The sequence below is a fragment of the Thioalkalivibrio sp. genome, assembly GCF_041690275.1.
Lineage (GTDB): Bacteria > Pseudomonadota > Gammaproteobacteria > Ectothiorhodospirales > Ectothiorhodospiraceae > Thioalkalivibrio.
Window position 1 is genome coordinate 23,428 of record NZ_JAWLHP010000024.1, and the last position, 19,385, is coordinate 42,812.

The 19,385-nt window shown below is 64.0% G+C and carries 10 protein-coding genes, 1 tRNA gene and 7 pseudogenes; 6 read left to right on the top strand and 12 right to left on the bottom strand.

Going from position 1 to position 19,385, the window contains the following annotated elements:
* The first annotated feature begins 5 nt into the window (after positions 1-5).
* Entirely contained in the window at positions 6-188 is a 183-nt protein-coding gene (locus tag ACESMN_RS06350) for a PLDc N-terminal domain-containing protein (protein ID WP_373052761.1), read from the top strand.
* Here ACESMN_RS06350 and malQ read toward each other — a convergent pair.
* The 3 genes from malQ to glgC are packed head-to-tail and all read right to left on the bottom strand — an operon-like array spanning position 185 to position 4,639.
* Positions 185-1,660, bottom strand: coding sequence for a 4-alpha-glucanotransferase (malQ, locus tag ACESMN_RS06355; protein ID WP_373052762.1), 1,476 nt, complete (start codon positions 1,658-1,660; stop codon positions 185-187). The two genes, ACESMN_RS06350 and malQ, sit on opposite strands and share 4 nt — an antisense overlap.
* Positions 1,657-3,384, bottom strand: a complete 1,728-nt coding sequence (locus ACESMN_RS06360) for a glycoside hydrolase (protein ID WP_373052763.1) — start codon at positions 3,382-3,384, stop codon at positions 1,657-1,659. Before ACESMN_RS06360 ends, malQ begins: the two co-directional genes overlap by 4 nt.
* On the bottom strand, positions 3,374-4,639 hold the full coding sequence (gene glgC / locus ACESMN_RS06365) for a glucose-1-phosphate adenylyltransferase (protein ID WP_373052764.1): 1,266 nt from the start codon (positions 4,637-4,639) through the stop codon (positions 3,374-3,376). The genes ACESMN_RS06360 and glgC overlap by 11 nt, the downstream gene beginning before the upstream one ends.
* A 108-nt stretch (positions 4,640-4,747) precedes the next feature.
* Between glgC and glgB the strand changes: the two genes are divergently transcribed.
* Entirely contained in the window at positions 4,748-6,964 is a 2,217-nt protein-coding gene (gene glgB / locus ACESMN_RS06370; RefSeq protein ID WP_373052765.1) for a 1,4-alpha-glucan branching protein GlgB, read from the top strand.
* A 90-nt stretch (positions 6,965-7,054) separates the two neighbouring features.
* Positions 7,055-7,130, top strand: a tRNA-Ala gene (locus ACESMN_RS06375).
* Positions 7,131-7,134: 4 nt separating this feature from the next.
* On the opposite strand, the pseudogene ACESMN_RS06380 reads toward ACESMN_RS06375, so the two are convergent.
* Positions 7,135-7,452: pseudogene (locus ACESMN_RS06380) on the bottom strand (site-specific integrase); the annotation flags it as partial.
* Positions 7,453-7,607: 155 nt separating this feature from the next.
* Between ACESMN_RS06380 and ACESMN_RS06385 the strand changes: the two are divergent.
* Complete coding sequence (locus tag ACESMN_RS06385; protein WP_373052769.1) at positions 7,608-7,718, top strand: carbon storage regulator; 111 nt, start codon at positions 7,608-7,610, stop codon at positions 7,716-7,718.
* A gap of 18 nt (positions 7,719-7,736) precedes the next feature.
* On the opposite strand, the pseudogene ACESMN_RS06390 reads toward ACESMN_RS06385, so the two are convergent.
* From ACESMN_RS06390 to ACESMN_RS06415, 6 genes and pseudogenes are all read right to left on the bottom strand, one after another.
* Positions 7,737-7,997 (bottom strand): annotated as a pseudogene (locus ACESMN_RS06390) (SOS response-associated peptidase family protein); the annotation flags it as partial.
* Between the two features lie 341 nt (positions 7,998-8,338).
* On the bottom strand, positions 8,339-9,613 hold the full coding sequence (locus ACESMN_RS06395) for a PQQ-dependent sugar dehydrogenase (protein WP_373052766.1): 1,275 nt from the start codon (positions 9,611-9,613) through the stop codon (positions 8,339-8,341).
* Between the two features lie 692 nt (positions 9,614-10,305).
* Complete coding sequence (locus tag ACESMN_RS06400) at positions 10,306-11,079, bottom strand: VacJ family lipoprotein (RefSeq protein ID WP_373052767.1); 774 nt, start codon at positions 11,077-11,079, stop codon at positions 10,306-10,308.
* A gap of 93 nt (positions 11,080-11,172) precedes the next feature.
* Positions 11,173-11,529: pseudogene (locus ACESMN_RS06405) on the bottom strand (argininosuccinate synthase); the annotation flags it as partial.
* Between the two features lie 330 nt (positions 11,530-11,859).
* Positions 11,860-12,270 (bottom strand): annotated as a pseudogene (locus ACESMN_RS06410) (putative toxin-antitoxin system toxin component, PIN family).
* Positions 12,270-12,509: a ribbon-helix-helix domain-containing protein gene (locus tag ACESMN_RS06415; protein ID WP_373052768.1), complete on the bottom strand. Its 240-nt coding sequence runs from the start codon at positions 12,507-12,509 to the stop codon at positions 12,270-12,272. The pseudogene ACESMN_RS06410 and the gene ACESMN_RS06415 overlap by 1 nt, the downstream one beginning before the upstream one ends.
* 766 nt (positions 12,510-13,275) lie before the next feature.
* Here ACESMN_RS06415 and ACESMN_RS06420 point away from each other — a divergent pair.
* Together ACESMN_RS06420 and ACESMN_RS06425 are read left to right on the top strand one after the other, a co-directional pair.
* A pseudogene (locus ACESMN_RS06420) lies at positions 13,276-13,608 on the top strand (GNAT family N-acetyltransferase); the annotation flags it as partial.
* A gap of 805 nt (positions 13,609-14,413) precedes the next feature.
* Positions 14,414-14,920: pseudogene (locus ACESMN_RS06425) on the top strand (IS21 family transposase); the annotation flags it as partial.
* Positions 14,921-15,001: 81 nt separating this feature from the next.
* Here ACESMN_RS06425 and ACESMN_RS06430 read toward each other — a convergent pair.
* Both ACESMN_RS06430 and ACESMN_RS06435 read right to left on the bottom strand, forming a co-directional pair.
* On the bottom strand, positions 15,002-18,373 hold the full coding sequence (locus ACESMN_RS06430) for a hypothetical protein (protein ID WP_373052770.1): 3,372 nt from the start codon (positions 18,371-18,373) through the stop codon (positions 15,002-15,004).
* A gap of 69 nt (positions 18,374-18,442) precedes the next feature.
* Positions 18,443-18,877, bottom strand: a pseudogene (locus ACESMN_RS06435) (peptidoglycan-binding domain-containing protein); the annotation flags it as partial.
* Positions 18,878-19,385: the final 508 nt, after the last annotated feature.

Genomic DNA, 19,385 nt, shown 5'->3' on the forward strand with positions numbered 1-19,385 from the left:
CACCCATGATTGAAGTCTCCGGCCTTCTCGGCCTCGTCCTTCTGATCCTGGTGATCTGGGCAATCGTCAGCACCGTCCAGAGCAGTGCCTCCACCACCGCCAAGGTCGTCTGGATCGTGATTCTGGTGCTGCTGCCGCTTCTCGGCTTCATCCTGTGGCTGATCTTCGGACCACGTTCGGGCCGCTAACGATCGGGGATGCGATCGGCGTCCTCGTTCATCCGGCGCAAGTCCCCGGCACGCCCGGGCGGGACGTCTCCCCAGTCGAAGCGCCAGCCCCAGTTGCCCTCGGTCGTGCCGGGCCTGTTCATGCGGTGGCTGCCGTCGAGCGCCAGCGCGTCCTGCATCGGTATCACGGCCACCCGTGCCGGCGACTCCAGCGCCGTGCGGATCAGAGGCCAGGGCATCTCGCCCTCCGGCTCATCCAGTCTCTGGAGCACCCGGGCGCGGTCCTCCGGCGGCAATGACTCGAACCACCCGAGGGTCGTGTCGTTGTCGTGAGTGCCGGTATAGACGACTCCCAGTTCCTCGTGATTCTCGGGAAGGTAGGGGTTGTCATCCCCCCCGTCGAAGGCGAACTGCAGGATCTTCATTCCCGGCAGGCCGAAATGCGTGCGCAGAGCGGTCACCTCGGGCGTGATCACGCCGAGATCCTCCGCGAGCAGCGGCAGCTCCCCGAAGCGCTCCAGCAAGGCTTCGAAGAAGGCCGCACCCGGACCGGGCCTCCATTCCCCGCCGATTGCGGTCGGCTCGTCTGCCGGAATCGACCAGTAGGCCTCGAAACCCCGGAAGTGATCGATGCGCAGCGCATCCAGCTCTTCCAGCGCCCATCCGATCCGCCGCATCCACCACGCGTAACCGGTGTTGGCCATGTAGTCCCAGCGATAGTGGGGATTGCCCCAGCGCTGCCCGGTCTCGGAGAAGTAGTCGGGCGGCACCCCGGCGACGGTTCGCGGCTGGCCCCGCTCATCGAGATCAAAGTTCTCCGGGTTCGCCCAGACGTCCGCGGAATCGTGCGCCACGAAGATCGGCATGTCCCCGAGCAGCAGGATGTCGCGGTTGTTCGCCTCCCGGCGGAGTCCGGTCCACTGCCGGAAGAACACGAACTGGGCGAAGCGGACCGCCTCCAGGGACTCTGCGGCCTCGGCGCGCAACTGCTCGATCCGGCTCCGTTCGCGGTGCAGCAGTGGCGCGGGCCATTCCCACCAGGGGCGGTTTCCCTGCAGCTGCTTGATCACCACGAACAGGGCGAAATCCTCGAGCCAGTCGCTCTGTTTCTCCACGAAGGCCCGGTACTCGTCCCACGTGGCGTCCCCGGCCGATTCCAGTGCCTGGTGGGCCTCCCACAGCGCCTGCGAGCTCGGCATCCCGGCGGCGTCCGCGGACAGCCATCCGTCGCGGACCATGTCCTCGGGGTCGATCAGGCGCGTGTCGCCGGCAAACGCCGAGATGCACGCGTAGGGCGATCCGTCGCCCTGCGGCGGGTTGAGCGGCAGCACCTGCCAGAGGCTGAACCCGGCCTCCTCGAGCCAGTCCAGAAAACGGCGGGCCTCCGACCCGATCCGGCCGACCGGACCCGGACCTGGCAGCGAGGTGGGATGCAGGATGATCCCGGACCGGCGCTTGTCGAGCAGCCGGTTTGCCGTCCGGTTCGCATTCATGAGTGCGCCTGGCCCCGGCGCATGGTGCCGCCGGCCGCCTGCTCGCCGCCGCCCGTGGACAGCACCAGCGAGAGCGATTCGGGCACCGGCAATCCGGCGCGCTGGTACAGCGCGGCCAGATGCCGGCGGTACAGGATCTCGAAGTCGCTCACCGACCCCGCGGGATTGTAGCTGCCGAACCACCAGCACCAGTCCGAGCCCTCGCAGGTCGCAAGCTGTTCCATCACCGCCGCGCCGTTCAGCTCGGGGTGCTGCTCCAGCGCGACATCCACCGCCTGTTTCGCCTCGATCAGTCGATCCCAGCCGGCGTTCTTGTCCGGATCGCCGATCCAGGTTGAAAAGGTCCCGTAAACCCAGCTCCCGGCCACCAGCGCCGGGAGTTCGGACACCCCGTCGGTCCCGGGTGCACAGACATCCGCGAAGGTTCGAAGCCGGATGCGGGGGTGCTCGGCCAGGCGCCGATAGAGATCGTGCAGGAAGTGGAAGCCGTTTTCCGGGTAGTACTCCCAGGCGTTCTCGCCATCGAGGATCACCGACACCACGCCGCCGGGCGGCACCGCGTCCACGATGTTTTCGAGGTGATGCACAAAGTCGCCGACCGCGTCGCGCGCATGCCAGTCCGCGTAGCGGAACCCGATCGCGTCGGACAGGCCGTCGTCGCGGAAGAACGCGAGCAGGCGCGTGTCCTTGAGCCGGTAGGGCTGGTGAAGCCAGCCGTCCTGCGGCTCGTGTTCCGTGTCGGGCGCGACCGCGAGGCTGTTCGCAAGCACTGTCTGGCCGCTGGCGGCCCAGCGGAGACCGTATTCGTCGAGGAGCCGCAGCGTGGCGGTGCTGACCGCCCCCTCGGACGGCCAGCAGCCCTGCGGGCGAAAACCGAAGTGCCGCTCGAAGACCTCCAGACCCCGCTCGATGTGCCAGCGCACCCGTCCCTCCCCATCCGGATAGGCGACATGTTCGGGGAGCACCACCTCCGGCATCGCCTCCCGCGCCGACTCGATGTCCAGCAGCAGCGGCATGATCGGGTGGGCGTAGGGCGTGAACGAGAGTTCCACGCGCCCGGATTCGGACAGTTCCCGGTAGCGGGGAATGATGTCCGCGAGCACATAGCCGATCAGCTCCAGCAATTGCCGCCGGGTCCCGGCGTCGTAACCGTCCTCCTCCGCCAGCCAGCGCTGCACCTCGGGGTTGTCGCGCCGGACGGTGGCCCCGAGCCACGCCAGGTGATAGCAGGTCGCGAGATCGAGGAAAAAGGCCGGCGCGAGGTGACGCAGCAGGGCCGGGTCCTGCTGGGCCTGCCGGGCGATCCTGGCCAGGTCCCGGAACAGCGGAAACGGCTCGATCATCCGCGGCGCATGCGCACGCAGGCAGACCCGGATGATCTCGGCGCGCGCCTCGGAATCCTTGGGCGCGGTCTTCGCGGTCAGGAGCGCGAGGACCGGGTCCGCGATCGGGTGTCCGTGTTCAAGATGGCCCGCAACCTGCCGTGCGTAGTCCGCGATCTGCTCGAGCAGGATCGGCGCGAAATTCACCACGGCACGGGCCTCGTGGACGGCCTCGAGATGCGCCGCCATGTCCGCGTAGTCCTTCAGCGCGTGCAGGTAGGTCCAGGGCAATGCGTAGCGGCCCTGGCCGTGCTCGAAGTACTGCGGCTGATGCATGTGCCAGCACAGCACCACGTCCAGCGGAGCCCCCGCGGGATCGGTCTCCGCCCGGTCAGCGGACATAGCGCGAGAGCTGTCCGAGCATCTCCGGGGTCACCACCCGGACACCGCCCGGGGAGATGAAGAAGTGCCGTGCGTCTTCCTCTTCGTCCACGCCGATGCGCACGCCGTCCGGGATCTGGCAGCCGCGGTCGATCACGCAGCGTCGGATCTCGCAGTTCTCGCCGACGTTGACGCTCGGCAGGATCACGGAGTCATGGACACGCGAACCGGCGTTCACCTGGACATCCGAGAACAGCAGCGAGTGACGCACGGTGCTGCCGGAGATGATGCAGCCGCCGGAGACCATGGAATCGATCGCCATGCCGCGCCGGTCATCGTCGTCGAACACGAACTTCGCCGGCGGCCACTGCTCCTGGTAGGTCCAGATCGGCCACTCGCTGTCATAGAGATTCAGTTCCGGCGTCACCCCGATCAGCTCCAGGTTCGCCCGCCAGTAGGAGTCCACGGTCCCGACGTCGCGCCAGTAGGCCTGCACGCCTTCGCGCTCGTCGCGGAAGGGGTAGGCCATCACCCGGTAACGGTCGATGATGCCCGGGATGATGTCCTTGCCGAAGTCGTGGTTCGAGCGGCTGTCGTCCGCGTCCCGGATCAGGCGTTCGAACAGGAAGCCGGTATTGAAGACGTAGATGCCCATCGAGGCGAGTGCGGTGCCCGGGTGGCCCGGCATCTCGGGAGGGTCCTCCGGCTTTTCGAGGAAGCCGTTCACCTGGCCCTTCTCGTCCACGGCCATCACCCCGAAGGCCCGCGCGCTCTCCCTCTCCACCTGCAGGCAGCCCACCGTCATGTCGGCGCCGCTCTCCACGTGGTAGGCGATCATCTGCCCGTAGTCCATCTTGTAGATGTGGTCGCCGGCGAGGATCAGCACATATTCGGGCGCATGCTGCCGGATGATGTCGATGTTCTGGTACACCGCATCCGCGGTTCCCGCGTACCACGAGGTCTCGATGCGCTGCTGTGCCGGCAGCAGCTCGATGAACTCGCCGAATTCACCGCGCAGGAAGCTCCAGCCACGCTGGACATGCTGGATCAGGGAGTGCGCCTTGTACTGGGTAAGCACCCCCACCCGCCGGATCCCGGAGTTGATGCAGTTGGACAGTGGAAAATCGATGATCCGGAACTTGCCGCCGAACGGTACCGCGGGCTTGGCGCGCCAGAGCGTGAGGTGCTTGAGCCTGGAACCACGGCCGCCCGCGAGTATCAGCGCAAGGGTTTCCCGGGTCAGGCGGCTGACGAAGCGTTGGGGTTGCGGATTCATGCGATAATCCTTCCGTCCATTCAATTGTCCGTTGTCCGCGCCCAACTGGACCGGTTGTTCAGTGTCTCGGTTTGGTCGCTGCGGGCAGCCAGGTGAGCAGACCTCAGTATGACAACAGCCGTTAACAAATGCATCCGCCCATCAGACGAGGAACTGCGCCGTCTCGCAGACGCGCGCTGGCACGATCCGCACCGGCTCCTCGGGCGCCACGCCCTGGACCATGAGACGGTATGTTTCCGCACCTTACTGCCTCGGGCTGCGCAGGCCTGGCTGCTGACCGGAATCGAATCCGGGGGCCAGGCACAGAAGGAGCCGCTGGCCCCCCACCCGGACATTCCCGGGCTGTTCACCTGGACCGGACCGCTGACGGCCTGTCCGCTGCACCCGACCGTCCTCTACACGGAGCCTGACGGACGCGCGTTACAGTTTGTTGATCCCTACAGCTTCCCGCCCAACATTTCCGACTTCGACCTGCACCTCTTCGGCGAGGGGCGCCACTGGCACGCGCACCGGATGCTCGGTGCGCATCCGGAGACCCGGGACGGCGTCAGTGGCGTGCGCTTTGCAGTGTGGGCACCGTCCGCCGAGCGCGTCAGCGTGGTCGGTGATTTCAACCACTGGGACGGCCGCGTCCATCCAATGGTGGTACACGGCTCCAGTGGCGTCTGGGAGGTCTTTATACCCGGGCTTGGCAACGGCACCCTGTACAAGTTCGAGATTCGCAACCGTCACACCGGACATGTCTTCCTGAAAACCGATCCTTATGGAGCTTACTTCGAGCTCCGCCCCAATACCGCAAGCCGGGTCTTCGGCCAGTCGGACTACGCCTGGGGCGACGAGCCCTGGCTGCACCGGCGTGACCCGTACGCGTGGAAGGAGCGCCCGATGAGCATCTACGAGGTGCACCTCGGCTCCTGGCAACACGGTGACGGCGGGCGATCCCTGAGCTACCGCGAACTGGCCGAGCGACTGATTCCCTACGTCCGCGAGCAGGGCTTCACACACATCGAGCTGCTGCCGGTCACCGAGCACCCCTTCGACGGTTCCTGGGGCTACCAGAGCACCGGCTTCTTCGCGCCCACCTCGCGGTTCGGCGCGCCCGACGACTTCCGCTTCTTCGTCGACCAGGCCCACCAGGCGGGTATCGGCGTACTGCTCGACTGGGTTCCCGGGCACTTCCCGAAGGACAGCTTCGCCCTCGCGCGCTTCGACGGCACCGCATTGTACGAGCACGAAGACCCGCGCCGGGGAGAGCACCGCGACTGGGGCACCCTGATCTTCAACTACGGGCGCTCGGAGGTCCGCAACTTCCTGCTCTCCAGTGCGCTGTGCTGGATCGAGGACTTCCACATCGACGGCCTGCGCGTCGATGCGGTGGCCTCGATGCTCTACCTCGACTACTCCCGGCAGCCGAACGACTGGATCCCGAACGAGCGCGGCGGCAACGAGAACCTCGAGGCGATCGCCTTCCTGCACGAACTGAACCGCACGGTGCAGACCCGCCATCCCGGCGTGCTGATGATCGCGGAGGAATCCACGGCCTGGCCAGGCGTGAGTCGGCCCACGGAGAGCGGTGGCCTCGGCTTCACCATGAAGTGGAACATGGGCTGGATGCACGACACCCTCGCCTACTTCAAGCTGGACCCGGTCCACCGCGCGCACCATCACAACCAGCTCACGTTCGGCATGCTGTACGCCTACAGCGAGAACTTCGTGCTGCCGTTCTCCCACGACGAGGTCGTGCACGGAAAGGGCAGCCTGCGTGGGCGCATGCCCGGCGACGAAGCACAGCAGCACGCACAGCTGCGGCTGCTCTATGCCTATCAATGGACCTATCCCGGCAAGAAGCTGCTGTTCATGGGCCAGGAGTTCGGCCAGGGAATGGAGTGGAACGAAGCCGCGCAACTCGACTGGTACGTGCTCGAATATCCGCTGCACCAGGGACTGCAGGCCCTCGTGCGCGACCTGAACCGGATCTACCGCGAGGAACCGGCCCTGCACGCGCGTGAATTCGAGTCCGAGGGCTTCGGATGGCTCGATTGCGACGACGCCGCACACTCGGTGCTGAGTTATGTGCGGCGCGGGGCCGAGTCGGAGGCCGTCGTGATCCTGAATTTCACGCCGGTGGACCGTCTCGACTACGAGATCCCGGTGCCGCACGGCGGGCGGTGGCGCGTGCGCCTGAACACCGACTCAGAATTCTACGGCGGCGCCTCGCGCGGTTCCGACGCCGGCGTGGCCGAGATGCGTCCCCACCGCGGCTTCCCGGCCACGCTGCGCCTGGACCTGCCGCCGCTGGCAGCGCTGATCCTCACGCCGGAGTGATGGCTTGCCGTCGGCGGCCGCCAGCCGGTGCGGGAACAGTAGGCTTCGCCCTTCCCACTGCTCGCCCGCCACTGCTATCATAAGCGGATTGGGGCGGTAGCTCAGCTGGGAGAGCGTCGCGTTCGCAATGCGAAGGTCGGGAGTTCGATCCTCCTCCGCTCCACCAAGTTCTAAAATGATTTCAAAGACTTAGCCGCATCCACAGGCGGCTTTTTCTTTTCCTCCTCTTCCTGCGTGACCAGATCGTGACCTCGATCCTCCAGCACGGCCACCGCGGCGCGCACATTTTCCGGCGCCAGATGCGCGTACTTCTCCGTCATCCGGATCGTGCTGTGACCGAGTAGATCCCGCACTTCGGCCAGCGACACTCCGGCCGATACGAGCCAGGCGGCGCAGGTGTGCCGGAGGTCGTGGATGCGAAAGTCCGTGATCCCCGCCTTCCGGCAGGCCGTGGCGAAACTCCGCTTGACGTCAGAAAGGCGCTCGCCACCCTGCCAGCGACCACCAGGCCACCGGCCGGTGGGCTCCACCGCTGTGAGCACCCCTGGTCGAATCGGGAACTCTGAGGGAAGGAGAATCACGTTCTCGTCCCAACCGGACGCATCGGCAAAACCGTCCACGTTGCCGACGACATCTGGTCACCATCGTCAAGCTCAGGGGCGACCAGGTCCGTCTTGGCATCGACGCGCCGGCGGGCATCACTGCGCTCCGCGAGGAACTCGTCCGGGTCGGCCCGAAGCCATTGGCTTCCTGACCCGAGTCGCACCGGCGGCTACCGCTTCGGTCGATCACCCCCTGCATCCGCTTCCGGCTCGATCAGCCCCGGATCGTCGTTCGCCGGCCGGTTGACCCTACTCGACACCGGATATGCCATCAGCCGGTCCGGGTTCAGCTGTCGTGCGACCTTGCGGATCGTCTCCCGGTCCGACAGTTCCGGATCCAGCCACTGCCACCGGCACTCGGCATCGAGCACCACCGGCTGGCGATCATGGATGAAGGCAAAGGCCGGAGAGACCGGCTCGGTGAGGATCGCGCCGGAGCCGGCAAGCGCCAGCGCCCACGCGCACGCTAATCATGGATATCTCCGGCTCGTCATGCCTTTGCTGGGTTGGCATGAACCCCGGCTATCTGGAATATCCATCCCCCACTCTGCTCGGAGCTTTCCCTCTCGTGTCGCAAAACAGCGGTAAAGGTCAGCATGACAACAACCGACGGCATCGTTTGCGGGCTTTCCAAGTGAAGGGATGCATGGCGTTGCCAACCACCGTCGTTACAGTCACTTGAAGTCCTGCAATGATACGTTCAACGAGGCCGGCACCGGCGTACTCATCCAGGTGACCCGCTGGGCAAGCTCGAGTAAGGGAGCGGATCGTGTCAGCCCTCTTCCGGCACGATGCGCATGACCCAACCATCGTCTTCGTCGGTGAGCAGGTAGATGTAGCCGTCCGGTCCCTGGACCACGTCGCGCACACGTTGGCCGATCTCCAGCCATTCCTCCGCGGCGACGCGACCGTCCTCGAGCACAAGCCGGGAGACTCGCTGGCTGCGCAGACCGCCGACAAAAATGTCGCCCTGCCATTCCGGGAAAACGTCGCCGGTATAGATCGTCATGCCGGACGGCGCGATGACCGGATCCCAGTAATAGACCGGCTGCTCCATGCCTTCGGCTTCGGTCCTGCCTTCATAGACTTCACCGCCGCGGTATTCGATGCCGTAGGCGATGGTCGGCCAGCCGTAGTTCTCGCCGGCCTCGGTCAGGTTCAGTTCATCGCCGCCGCGCGGACCGTGCTCGATCGTCCAGAGTTCGCCGGTCTCGGGGTGAACTGCAGCCGCCTGGATATTGCGGTGGCCGTATGACCAGATCTCGGGCGCGTTTTCGTCATGGTCGACGAACGGGTTGTCTTCGGGAATCGAACCGTCGGTATTGATACGCGCGACCGTGCCGATCAGGTTGGTCGGATCCTGCGCGTTCTTGCGCACCGGGTCGCCCTGGCGGTCGCCCATGGTCACCCAGATTGTATCGGCGTCCTGGAACACAATGCGCGAGCCGTAATGTCCTGTGGATTCGACGCTGGGGTGCTGGCTGAAGATCACTTTCACGTCCTCGAGCGCGCTGCGGTCGTCGCTCAGCCGTGCCCGCGCAACCGCGGTGTTGTTGGTGCTGTCTTCGTGCGGCTCGGAAAAGCTCATGAAGATCGTTCGGCTGGATTCGAAATCCGGCGCTATCGTCACGTCCAGCAGTCCGCCCTGCTTGCGGTTGTCGACTTCGGGCACGCCCTCAATCGGCTGGGAGATCTCGCCGTCGGCACTGACCACGCGCAGACGTCCCGGGCGCTCGGTGACCAGCATCGCGCCATCTGGCAGGAAGTCGAGACCCCACGGGTGCTCCAACCCCCGGGCGAGGGTCTCGGTCGTCCAGGCCACGGTTCCGGCCGGTTTCGGGGCGCGGGTCTGACCTTCGAAGGCCGGCTCGTAGTCGGTCTCCGGCGGGCGGGTTTCCTCCGGCGCACGGTCACTGCCGGCGCCGGTGGCGGCTTCGGCCGAAGTATCGGCGGCTGATTCGGCGCCCGTTCGGGGTTCCGATGCATCCTGCCCGGCGTTGCAGGCAGTCAGAAACAACAGAAAAAGAATCGACAGGGTGTAACGCATGGCGGCTTCCTCCTGTTAAAAATCATCGACCGTTCGGATTCATAGCCCGAACGACTGGATTCAAACTCTATCCTAACCCCCACGTTGGGGTTGACGTGGCTCGATCCGACGCCATGCATTGAAGAGAGTGCATTTACGCAACCGCCTACCGTCGCCGCTACGTCGGTTTGCTCTATCCTGAACAAAATCGACTTCAGTCAGGAGAGCGTCACCATCTTCAACTGGACAGCCAGTTCCAGGCAGTCTTGGCTCTGCAGGCCGTTCCAATGGAGCCGCGACAGCCCGATCTAGGTCGACTTGAAATCCCGATTGCTGTCAACGGCAGTGGCCGGCCCGAAGCGGGCATCGACGCATCAGTTCGGTCTGGCCGCTTGCCGCCATAGAGCAGCCCAGGTTCTCAGCAACTATCCAGACAAACACCGCCCCTGCTTTTCTTCACTCTTGCCTTTGCCAATTTGCCCGGGTGCACCGAATCGTGCCTATGTCTTGAGGTTCTCTTGCGCTCCAATCGGGCGAACGTACGTTCGGCCGAACGATGCCGCGTAAACAAACTCGCCCTCGGCATCTGCCAACCCACTGGATCGCCCGAGACTCGCCCATCCAGAATCCAATACGCCCTGATCCACCGGCAGATCCTGCGGCCCCCGGGCGCAGGCCCAGGACCTCGATCATCGACGCGACCGTGGCAATGCTCACCGAAAAACCTCCTCCTGCTCCAGCATCTCGAGTTCGTCGAGCCAGAGATCGTCATCAGCCGGCGCGCCATCGCGTACCAGGAACTCGCGCCGCTGGAGCCAGGCCTCGCGCAGGGCCACGTAGGGGTCCTCCGAGATCGTTCCGAGCAGATCTTCACTGCCAAGCGCGCTGGCCCGAAGCTGGACGATACCGACGGCCGCGAGTCCGATCAGGACCTCGCTGTAATCCTGGAGCACGTACGGAGCGGGGTGGGTGTACCAGTCCACGACCAGCGCCGGCGCATCGCGAAGGGTGCTGGGTCCGAGGAACGGAATCTGCAGGTAGGGCCCCGCGGGAACCCCCCATATGCCGAGAGTCTGCCCGAAATCCTCCTGGTGCTTGGGCAATCCGACAGAGCTGGCCACGTCGATCATCCCGACGACACCCACGGTCGTGTTCAGAATGATGCGGCCGGTATCCGTGGCGGCATTCTCGAACTTGCCCTGAAAGAGGTTGTTCACCGCGTTGCGCACATCGGCCATGTTCCCGAAGAAATTGCCGATCCCGGTCTGAATCGGATCCGGGAGCCGCCGATAGCCCTTTGCCGCGGGCTTCAGCACCGTCCGGTCGAACCCCTGGTTGAATGCGAAAACGGCGCGGTTGTAGCGCTCGAAGGGGTCTGACGCGTGCCGGTCCACCGCGGCAACGCTGGCGCAGCCGAAAAGGCCGAAGAACAAAATGACAAGCGCCAGCATCCGCGGCAGCGGCGATCTCGGGATGTCGGGTCTCATCGTCGCGTGCGTCCGGATTGCAGTGCGCCTCGAGCGCCTCGGCCTGCCGAGGCGCTCCCAACAGAGTCGCAATGCTACCAGAGACCCGCCGGATCAGACCAAAGATCTCCCGCGGCCAGCGGCGATGCCCAAGCACAACGCGTTCAGCTTGATGAAACCCTCTGCGTCTCTCTGGTCATAGGCACCAGCGTCCTCCTCGAAGGTCGCAATCGCATCGTCGAAAAGGCTGTCACGCGCCGATTGGCGCCCGCCCCCGATCACGTTCCCCTTGTACAGGCGAACCCGCACCGCACCATTGACGACCGACTGAGTGACGAACGACTGAGTCTGGTCGATCGCCGCCAGCAGCATGCGGCGCTCGGGACTCCACCAGTAGCCGTTGCAGATCAGGCTCGCGTAGCGCGGCATCAGCTCGTCCTTCTGGTGCGCCACCTCGCGGTCCAGCGTCAACCAGGTGATCCTGGTCGTGCCCGTGTCCGGGTGCGAGATGATCGCGAAAGTGCGGCGACGGGAGGTTTCCTGGCTCGAGGACATGGGGAGGACTCAACAGGAAAAGCCCGGCGTTGTACCGGGCGCGGGGATTCGGCGCAGGTTTCAGTCGCCGAGCGGCTCAGATCGGGTGCACGTCGGGAGGCGGTTGTCCATGGCAGATGCGCACGTCGGCCTTCAATCCAGCCCGGCTGACAGCCAGAACCTCGATGATCGGACAGGCCGTCCCACCGTGACCTAGCGACCAAAGTCGTCGCCTTGCTTCTGCGTCAAAAAGCCGACCGGCATCGATCACAGCACCTCGGCGCAGAACGCGGCGGGCGTGACGATCCGGGTGCGTTCGATGTGTCCGAGTTGCAAGAGACCTGCGCGGCGATCAGCGGTCACCAGGTAGTCCGCATCGCCTGCCAGGGCCATAGCCAGCAGAAACGAATCATTCGGATCATTGGCTTCGACGTCCATCGTCAGGTGCTCCAGTACCTCCGCCCGTTGCAGGTTATTGATCATGACGCCCACCTTGGCGGGCTGCAGGATGGCCTGGAGCTTGGGATAGCGGCTGGCCCGACGGATTTCCTCGAGTTGTATCCGCGAGGTAACGACCTCGAAGCGCCCCGCGCGTCAGGCGCGATAGATCGTATCGGGCACACCGTGCGGCGAGATCAGGGCGCTGAGCAGGATATTGGTATCCAACACGACCCGCATCAGCGCTTGCGCGCCCACTGGAGCGCTTCGTCAACCGATTCGGTCAATTCTGCCTCACTAAGATGGGCGTTTGCGGCCTTCGCCTGTTCGGCACTCAGCTCCAGGATGTGCGCCTGTACCGCTTCCTCAATGAAGCGCGACAGATCGCCTTTCCGTCCTCCGCCCTGGCTGGCCAGAAACATGCGAAGGGACTGGTCGGTGTCGGCCGAGACAACGACATTCCAGCGAATCGTATTCATGGAGCTCTCCACTCATAGGAGTTTGTGCACTTGTGTGTTTACACGTCAATTGCAGCAGGCCATGCAACCGTGCTAATGACTGGCAGGCCGCGCCCGAGGAAGACTGTTTACGCGGCCGGCCCCCTGAGCACCCAGTGTGCCGCCGAGAGGGTCCAGGGCCAGGTGCCCCTGATTACGCCCGCCGTACCAGACCGTGCCAGAACTGAGTGAGTGCCCGCAGCCTGGTCCTTTGCGGTCCCCCGGCAGCGGACTCCTGGGAGACCGCTCAGGGTCGGAAGCGACCCCGAGGCGAGCGGCGTCACCTGGACGGACCTGGGTACCGGGTACGCGGTACTGGGTCCGGGGTGCGCCTCCACTGGTCCTTGGCGGCACAGAATCGCTTGCGAAGGTGACAAGCGTGATGTTCGTCCATTCACGACTTCGTGACTCCCCGGTGGGGCTTCCCGCGCTGAAGCGGCCCGGGCTTCCTGAGGGTGGAAGGTGCGCACGCGCGGCGACAGCGCCTTCGGAGTCATGCGGCCTAAAAAACGAGTCACGAGGTAGGACTGGGCGCCCCCCCCGAGACGCTATGTCCGCGTTTACGGTAGTACCGGTTGACGTAATTGAACCGCCTTTTGGACGTAACGATGTTGTCGCGGCAATCAGCCAATATGGGTGCGTCTTTCCATCACGATTGGAGTTCGTCATGTCCAGCATCGCATGCCGGGTTGGCGTTGCCGCTCAACTTGTCGACCCGGCTCCGCCCCCTTGCCAGCAACCGACAGGAATGAAGCGAGTCCGGATACGGGAGGCCAGTTGGCCCGCCGACAGAACGCCTCTGGAAACCGTGCGCCGCGAGGTTTTCGTGAAAGAGCAGAATGTTCCGCGAAGCATGGAGTTCGACGGTCTCGACTCCAGCGCGCTGCACTGGCTGGCGCTCACACCAGAGGGAGAGCCTGTCGGAACGCTGCGCCTGCTGCCCAGCGGGCAGATCGGCCGCATGGCCGTGCTGTGCGTCTACCGGGGACAAGGCATCGGTTCACGTCTGCTGCATCACGCGATCGCAGCGGCGCAGGCGCACGGCTGGGGGGAGGTGTGGCTCAACGCTGCCCAGAACCGGAGACCGTCATGAGAATTCTGGTCGCATCAGGCATGGCCTCGTTGACCATCATCGGGACCATGTATCTCGCCCATGCGATCTGACGCATGTGGGGTGCCACCCCTAAGAACAAAAGGATTCCGGCAAATCGACAGTGAATGGTACATCCGACGAAGCGTGGTTCATCGCGCTGGGGCGAAGGATCCGAGTCTAGGTCATTGACGGGTTTTTTGAAGACCTGCGCGCGCGACTCTCCTCCATCGCGCCCTTTCCGCCCCCCCGGGGCGGATTTTTTTGATGGTTCTGGGAGCATCGTAACCCGAGGGCGGTACGGCCTGATCGTGGGGAGCCGTTGGGAAACGATCCACCTGTACCCGCGCTCGGTCCCGACTGAACTATCTCCGCGGTTTCCGGACAAGGGTGGCCGTGGATCAGTTTGTCCAGTTCAGACCCTCCAGACGCTGATCCTCCCAGCTTGGAGCGCCGGCCGCAGAGAACGATGCCTATGATCGACTTTCGCGGGCGTCCGCAGCAGATCGGTAACGGGTCGTTCGCGAGCAATGACTGGGCGGCGGTACAAGGTCGTCACCCGCTCCCGCCAGACGATGCAGACTGCGAGTCACTCGTCAGCGACGGTTGCCGGTCACAGGGCAGCGTCGTGCATCGGGCTGCCATCAAGTCATCGACCCTTCATGTAGGCTCTGTCCTTGACTCCAGCACGTCGCTCGCGGCGACAATCTCTCATGACAGAACGCAACGCCCTCGAGGTCCGACAGATTCCCGTAACGCCCTAGAGATCCGACAGCTTCCCGTATTTTCCGGGGACAGTTGGTTCTGCGACGCGTACCTGGGTGGGCGGGCCGTCGCGATCTGGTGATGCGCAAGACCCACCGTGCCGCCGAGGCGCTGTTCGTGGACTACGCCGGGCAGACGATGCCGGTGATCGACCGGACCACCGGGGAGGTGCGCCAGGCACAGGTCTTCATCGCCGTGCTCGGGGCCGAAAACTACACCGACGCTGAGGCCAGTTGGAGCCAGGAGCTGCCGGCCTGGATCCAAGCGCATGCGCGCGCGTTCGCCTTCCTGGGTGGGGTGCTGGAATGCCTGGTCCCGAATAACCTAAAGGCCGGGGTGCAGCAGCCCCACCGCTACGAACCCGACGTCAACCAGGAACTGACGGCACACTACGGCACCGCGATCCTGCCGCCCCGGGCCCGGCGCCCCCGGGACAAGGCCAACGTCGGAGGCCGGCGTGTTGCTGGGCGAGCGCTGGATCCTGGCGACGCTACGCCACCAGACGTTTTTCTCACTGAGTGAACTCAGCCGCGCGCTTCACGCGGAATCGGTGGCCAGCTTCCGCGGAATACGCACGTGCCATTCACTGAGACTGAGGCGGACAGCCGAGTTTGCTGACCTAGAAGTCAATCTCGGGGGCCGTCTGTTTCGCCGCATTTCGATCAAGAAAGGTCACTTCGGCGGCATCCTTGATGGTTGCGAGGTAAGCCCGACTCGTCACCAGGACCCGCAATGCCGCAACAAGACCCGAGTCGTCCTGCTGGATCGCGGCCATGACAACATCGGTGTCGCACTTGACATCTTCGAGGCGATGCAGCTCAAGGGCCCAAAGGGGCCGTTCCTCAGGATGAGATACCTGCTCCCCAGCGTCGTCGACCAGCGGATAGTCGGTCTTAAACGGCGGGTAGCCGTATCGTCGAGAAGAGGTGATCGAATCGCTGAGTGCAAAGGCTATGGATTCCAGTTCTTTGCCACACACCCAGCGCTGCGTTTTCCGGTTCTGCTCCTCGGTGGATTGCGCGATGAGCTCGCCCACGCTCATCTCACCCTGCACCTTCGGTATTGGGGTTTTCCGGGTTCGGGACCACAGGTAGACACTGGCGTTCTCGTAGCCGATCTCGCCATACTTCTCGACTAGTAGATCCCGAATTGCTTCCGGCTTGGGCCGAGAGCCTTCGGCAAAGGTAATTGTTCGGGCTATCCCCGTGATCGGATCGTCGCTCAAAAGCGGTTCGTAGAAGATCGCGAGGAAATCGCGCGCGTCCTCGCGCACCAGTATCATCGACTCCGCAAGTGGCGTTGTCGCCTCAATCGTCCGCGAAACGTTCGCATCGATCCAGATGTTACGTCGACCATGGAGAATCGTCTCCGTCGCGAATTCAGACCCCACCTGCGAAAGGCCCGCCGCCATCGGCTGCCCAACCCGCACGCCGAGAATATCGTAGGCGTCTGCCGTCGCCCCGCCCGCGGATCCGTCCCCACTCGGGGTGACGCCGCCACCGTCCGGCTGCGCATTCGATGATGCATCGAGGTCAATGCGCGCGACGACCTCGTCGTCGTTGACTATCTGCGGGTCGCTGCCGGGACGCAGCACGACGAGTTCCAAAAGCTCTGCCGTCAACGGTAATGCCGAGGCCCCCGTACCGACTGCCGGCGGTTGTACGGCAAGCCGCGCACGGAATGTCGCATCCGCCCCCCGCGTCATATCGCGCAGACGCTGCGCCTCCGCCTCGGGCATTGCGAAGCGGACACCGGATCTCCCGGCGACGTTCTCCAGGCGCAGCAGGTCATGACGCCTGATACCTTTCTCGTTGCGCGATACGCCGTCCGGATAGGTCAACCGGACATAATCGAAGCCGTACTCTCGGCTGTTGAAGTCGTAATCGGCCAACTTGCCGTAGCCCGACATCCAGAACCCGCCCAGATCGATGTCGCGTGCGGAGGCGGCGAGGTCAGAGATCTCGTCCCGCCTGTCGAAGGCGTCCTGAGAGGTCGAGGGATAGACCGACGCGATCAGATCGGTGGCATCGCCCTCGGTTTCCTTGGCAATCGCGGCGAGAATGTCCCGGGGCCGGGCAAGATGGACCGTTTCATTGACCGGCGCGGCCTCGTCAGTAACCGGCTCCGGCGCGATCTGGGGCATGTCCTCCGCCGCCAGTGCGGCGAGTTGCACACCGCGGTCGGTGGCCACATTCACGCCGAGAATCTCGGCCTGCAGGTCAAGGCTATGCTCGCCACGTTCGGTCTTAACGTAGTCGACGCTGGCGATCCTGAGTGCCACGTCGAAGACAACGATATCCCGATTGACGATCATCTCTTCGGCGCGGGCCGCGTCCATCGAAAAGCTGGCTGGGATTTTGCCCCCGGCGACGCGGATTCTGGGCCATCGCGGCGGTTTTATTCCTAGAAATCTGCTCGATTGACCCACTCCGCCCGCTTCAATGATCCCATTACGCAAGGCCCTGTACATGGCCAATTCGTTGTCGTCATGGCCGGAAAACAGCACCAGATTGCCGCTCTCAAAGTCGTATCGGAGGTTCCGCGTCTGCATTTGAACAGACAGATTGAAGGGTGCCTCGACGCTTTGCTCTTCCAGAGCGGCGAGCCAACGATCGTGCGCTGACCAGGCGAGGAATTCCGCATTACGCCCCTCGATCTCGCCCTCTGCGAAGACCGTGTTGGCGGCGTAGTCGTGCGCTTGATGCAGCTGTGCGATGAAGCCTTTGAGTACCTCAATCTGCTCGGGCTGCGAAGTGTTCTCAAGATAATGCGGGATCCACGTGCGCAGGATCGGCATCTTGTCAGGCCCGAAATCTGCGGACGGCAGCGGCGCCTCCGGGGGCCCTGATGTCTCCGTCGTTGCGGCAGCTCCGGTCGCGCGCGCGATCTGGATCACGCTATAGTCTGCGGTTGAATAATCGGACTCGAGCGCATGGTTGAGCTTGTTGCGCCAGTTTCCGGCGACCACTGCATGCCCGATTCCGGTCACGTGATGGGCCATCTCTCGTGCTCCACCCCGCTCGAAGAAACGCGGATCAGCACCGATAGCGCCTGTGATGGCGCCAGTCAGGGCCTTTACTTCGGATGCATCGAGATTCGCGGCGCTGTAAGCAACGAAGGGCATCGCCGAGCGATGGGCCGACTGGAACAGATAGACGTCCCGGTCGAAGCGCATCATCGCATCCGTGCCACCCGGCGCACCTGCTCCACCCGCGGTGCCGGCTGCAAACGCACCGAGCTGCTCCGGCCCCAGGACGGCGAGTTCCTGCGAATACCGATCGTTGCCCTGCGTGCGGAGCGTGGCCCGCACCGGCTCGAGCCTTACAAACCCGACGCCAGCCTCCCCGAGCGTTACGGAGCGGACCCGCCCGGTCACCTCGACGACGACCGTCGGGAAGCCGCGCTCGTAGAACGCACGCGCCCGCTCATGCCCGATTGCGACTTTCCCGCCGAGCATGTCGACAACGTGGGGCGGCGCGAGACGCGCCCCATCGGCGGCGGCGATCCGGAAATGCGTCGGAAAAAGCGATTGCTGGCAGATGCCCCTGGGCGGGCAGGGACCCTTGGCTCGCGCCACAGTCTGGCAGAAATCATCAGGGCGGATATCGGACTCGATGGATCGTCCCGAGGTGATTGGAAAGATGCCGTTCGCCATGTCGTAATCGCCCGCGGTGACGTTGGCCCGGAACGTGATCAGCACCGGTTCAGCCGACTGCGACGCGTGCGCATCAGCCAGCTTACGGGCCAAGCGGGGCCGTGCCGCCCTCTCGATTTCGGCCACCTTGAACGGGTTGAGGTTCTGGGTCCTCCCCCAGCCTTCCGCCATGCACCCGAGACCTGCGAAAAACGGCAGGAAATCCGGATGCTGCGCGGCGTCTGGATGCTCCCGCATGTAGACGTCCAGCAGTGCGGCGTAGGCTTCGCCACGTTCAAGCGCCGCGCCGTGGGGAATCTGTTCCCGGCCCGAGCCGACGCCGGTGAGGTTGCCCAAGCGAGGTGTGCTTCCCGTCACGGGTTCCCCAGACTGCCGAGCTACTGCCACAGTCCTTAGTCTCTCAAGGAGCTGCCGACTTGCCACTCCATTGATGGGAAGCCCTTGATCCCTTTGGAATTGCTGGATAGCTCTTTTAGTGTTTGGCCCCATTAGGCCATCAGCAACACCCGGGCTATAACCCAGTTGCGCCAGATTTTGCTGGATGCTGAGAATATCAACTGTCTGCGCAGGTGGCTGCACCGTACTCGGATTGGCTTGTTGTTCCGGGACCCGCTCCACTGGCTGCGGCGGAAACCTTTCAAAATCTGCATTTCCCGGTTGTTCCGGGACCCGTTGATCAGATGACTGACGGCCCTGCGTCTCGCGCCGAATGATTTCACCGGCCTCTTCAATGACACCCCAAAGGTCTATACTCTGTGAAATAGCAGGCGGCGCCACCAAGAATAAAAAGGGAAACACCGCCAATGAAACTGTCTTTCCGACATATGAAAGAATACGCATGCGTAGTCCCTCTCTACTTGGCTCGTTTATCGCGCGAGTGAAGTATCACGCATGGTCTCGTCAACCCTGCATGAAAGTAAGTGTAGAACCAATAAGTGCCTTTTTCCCGTCTGGCCCAAGTTCCGCCCAAGATGCATGCGAGGGCAAGGCCCATGCCGTCAATTCCCCGAAATCCTGCTCCCTTTCAGTCCTTCCATCGAAGGATTATCCCTGGCCGGCGCTGCTCTCCAGACCTTCTCAGGCGATCGACCTGCCGATGGCCTGCCGCGGACTGCGGGTGAGAGCATCATGCATTGAACGCGGGACACGTCAGCCGAATAACCCATACGGTGCCCGCGCTAAGGGCAATAGGCTTCCCGATTCCAGGGGGGCTTCCTTTTGCTGGCCGAGGATCTTGTTGATCACCGCCGCGTCTTCGGTCTAGGTGAACCGGCCCGGGAATTCCGGAGGCGGGGGCGCCGGGTGAAGCCGCTGCGCTCAGACACGCGGTTTTGGTCGTGCCTGAGTA